Source organism: Streptococcus sp. GMD1S (assembly GCF_000296875.1).
In the GTDB taxonomy this organism is placed as follows: Bacteria; Bacillota; Bacilli; order Lactobacillales; family Streptococcaceae; genus Streptococcus.
On record NZ_AJQY01000080.1, the window covers coordinates 1 to 3,246 of the forward strand.

Below are 3,246 nucleotides of genomic sequence, written 5' to 3' on the forward strand. Positions count from 1 at the left end.
GTCTTGGGGCCTGGTTCCCTCTTTACATCGATTTTGCCCAATATTGTCATTGAGGAGATTGGACAGGCTCTCTTGGAGACTAAGGCAGAGATCGCCTATGTCTGCAATATCATGACCCAGCGTGGGGAAACAGAGCACTTTTCAGACAGTGACCACGTGGAAGTCCTCCATCGACACTTAGGTAGGCCATTTATTGATACGGTCTTGGTTAATATCGAGAAGGTTCCTAGAGAATACATGGATACCAACCGTTTTGATGAATATTTGGTTCAGGTAGAGCATGATTTTGCTGGTCTTTGCAAGCAGGTCCCTCGTGTGATTTCATCCAACTTCCTTCGTTTGGAAAATGGAGGAGCCTTCCATGATGGCGATTTGATTGTAGATGAATTGATGCGCATTATACAGGTGAGAAAATGAGTTTCACAGTAGCAGTAAAAGAAGAAATTCTTGGTCAACACCATCTCAGTCGTTATGAACTATCGGCCATTATCAAGATGTCTGGTAGCATCGGTCTCTCGACTTCTGGCCTGACCTTGTCTGTTGTGACTGAAAATGCCAAGTTGGCTCGGCATCTCTATGAGTCCTTTCTCCATTTTTATGAGATTAAGTCTGAGATTCGACACCATCAGAGAAGCAATCTTCGCAAGAATCGTGTCTATACGGTCTATACAGATGAGAGGGTGCAGGAGCTTTTAGCTGATTTGCGACTTGCGGATTCCTTCTTTGGTTTGGAGACGGGTATTGATCCCGATATCTTAGCAGATGAAGAGGCTGGTCGTGCTTACTTATGTGGGGCCTTTCTGGCAAATGGTAGCATCCGAGATCCGGAGTCTGGCAAGTACCAGTTGGAGATCAGTTCTGTATATCTGGACCACGCCCATGGACTAGCCTCTCTCCTTCAGCAGTTTTTGTTGGATGCCAAGGTTATTGAGCGAAAGAAAGGTGCAGTTACCTATCTCCAGCGTGCAGAGGACATCATGGATTTCTTGATCGTGATTGGGGCTATGCAGGCGCGTGATAACTTTGAGCGCGTCAAGATTTTGCGTGAAACTCGTAACGATCTCAATCGAGCCAATAATGCCGAGACAGCTAATATCGCTCGGACAGTTTCTGCCAGCATGAAGACTATCAATAATATCAGTAAAATCAAAGATAGAATGGGTTTGGAAAATTTACCAGTGGATTTGCAGGAGGTGGCTCGCTTACGGATCCAGCACCCAGACTACTCTATCCAGCAGTTGGCGGATAGCCTGAGCAATCCCCTGACCAAAAGTGGTGTCAACCACAGACTCAGAAAAATAAACAAGATTGCAGATGAACTATAAAACCACGAATCGTTGATCCGTGGTTCTTTTATTATAAACTGGTCGAGTGTTTGGGTTGTACTTTTTGGTCAGGGTCAATGTAGTTAATGGCATTGTTAACAGCTGTTGGAGCTTCACCCAGTCCTGTCGCAATCAAATCAATCTTACCTTCATAGTAGCAGCAGTCGCCGATAGCATAGATACCTGCTTGGCTGGATTCTTGTTTGCTATTGACGATAATCTTGTGGCGGTTGAGATCCAGACCCCAATTTTTAAGATTGCCAACAGATGATTTGAAACCATAGTTGACAAAGAGATGGTCTACCTCAATCGTTTCGGTTTCATCTGATTTGACTTTGGTGATTTCTAGTTTGTCGAGTGTTTTTCCATCTCCGATAAGTTGGCTAGGGACGAACGGTGTCTTGATGGTTACAGATGATTCTTGCAAGGCTTGCACACTGTGTTCTAAGGCGCGGAAGTTATCTCTGCGGTGAACGAGAGTAGTTGGGGCAATCTTTTCAAAAGCCAGAGCCCAGTCCACTGCTGAGTCCCCACCACCAAGGATGGTTACTTTCTTACCAGCGTATTGCTGGATGTTGGAAACGTGGTAGTGGATATTTTCATAGCTCTCAACACCTTCCAATTCGAGTGGCCGTGGTTTAAAGGCGCCACCACCCATGGCAATGATAACTGTTTTGGTCAGGTGACTTCCTTTGTTAGTTTGAATTGTATAACCTTGATCTTGTTTCTCGATTTCAAGAACAGTTTCGTTGAGGTGAACAGGTGTTTCAAAGCCGTTTAGCTGTTCAATCAAGCGATTGGTCAATTCTTCTCCAGTAAGGTTTGGAAAACCTGGCACATCAAGGATTTGCTTCTCAGGATAGAGGATGGCTGGTTGACCACCGAGCTGGGGAAGAGAGTCGATGATTTGGACTTTGGCTTGGCGTAGGTGGGCGTAAAAGGCAGCAAAGAGCCCAACAGGACCGCCACCTACAATGGTAATATCATAGAGTTGAGACATGATTTCTCCTTCGTTTTTTCTAGTCAGTTTATTTTATCATATTTTTGCTTAATTTAAAATGAGGTAGGATAGGGAAAAAATGGGCAAAAAATGGTATAATGGTACAGAAAGTGTTTTGACAGGGAGGAGGCCAGGGATGAATTTTCAACCATTATCCAATTTGCAATACTGGACGAGTTTGTTTTCAAGCCCTTGGACAATAGTCACCAATCTGATAGATATTCTGATTGTGACTTATATTTTATATCATTTTACCAAAGCGATTGCAGGGACCAAAATCATGATTTTGGTGCGGGGAGTCTTGGTCTTTATTTTAGGTCAGATTCTGTCCAATATGATTGGTTTGACGACCATTTCCTGGTTGATTAATCAGATCATCACCTACGGGGTCATTGCAGCGGTGGTTATTTTTTCACCAGAGATTCGGACTGGTTTGGAACGATTGGGTCGAGCTACTGATTTCTTCTACAATGCGCCTATTAGTGCGGAAGAGCAAATGGTTCGCGCCTTTGTCAAATCAGTCGAGTACATGAGTCCTCGTAAGATTGGTGCTCTGGTAGCAGTTCAGCGAGTGAGAACCTTGCAGGAATACATCTCAACTGGGATTCCTCTAGATGCTAAAATTTCCTCTGAGTTATTGATTAATATCTTTATCCCCAATACTCCCTTACACGATGGAGCGGTCATTGTCAGAGAAGATCGGATTGCCGTAACTTCAGCCTACCTACCCCTGACTGAAAATACGGGAATTTCCAAGGAGTTTGGGACACGTCACAGGGCAGCGATTGGTTTGTCGGAAGTATCAGATGCTCTTACCTTTGTGGTTTCTGAGGAAACAGGTGGAATCTCAATCACCTATAATGGAGTCTTTAAGCATGATTTGACCTTGGAAGAGTTTGAATCGGAGTTAAGAAGAATCTT

4 protein-coding genes are annotated in these 3,246 nt (G+C 44.1%); 3 read left to right on the top strand and 1 reads right to left on the bottom strand.

The window, feature by feature from the left end; genetic code table 11:
• Both GMD1S_RS06965 and whiA read left to right on the top strand, forming a co-directional pair.
• The coding region (locus GMD1S_RS06965; protein WP_000322654.1) for a 2-phospho-L-lactate transferase CofD family protein at positions 1 to 417 on the top strand (417 nt) is incomplete at its 5' end.
• A complete protein-coding gene (whiA, locus tag GMD1S_RS06970; RefSeq protein ID WP_000011300.1) occupies positions 414 to 1,325 on the top strand; it encodes a DNA-binding protein WhiA in 912 nt (303 codons plus the stop codon). The genes GMD1S_RS06965 and whiA, both read left to right, overlap by 4 nt.
• A gap of 31 nt (positions 1,326 to 1,356) precedes the next feature.
• Here whiA and GMD1S_RS06975 read toward each other — a convergent pair whose 3' ends face one another.
• On the bottom strand, positions 1,357 to 2,325 hold the full coding sequence (locus tag GMD1S_RS06975; protein ID WP_000081032.1) for an NAD(P)/FAD-dependent oxidoreductase: 969 nt from the start codon (positions 2,323 to 2,325) through the stop codon (positions 1,357 to 1,359).
• 136 nt (positions 2,326 to 2,461) lie between these two features.
• Here GMD1S_RS06975 and cdaA point away from each other — a divergent pair.
• Positions 2,462 to 3,246 (top strand): diadenylate cyclase CdaA (gene cdaA, locus GMD1S_RS06985; protein ID WP_001010976.1); only part of this gene is annotated, 785 nt, incomplete at its 3' end.

What these genes read in the sequence shown, in the direction of transcription:
- whiA (WP_000011300.1), top strand. Translation starts at nt 414, where the DNA reads ATGAGTTTCACAGTAGCAGTAAAAGAAGAAATTCTTGGTCAACACCAT.
- GMD1S_RS06975 (WP_000081032.1), bottom strand. Translation starts at nt 2,325, where the DNA reads ATGTCTCAACTCTATGATATTACCATTGTAGGTGGCGGTCCTGTTGGG.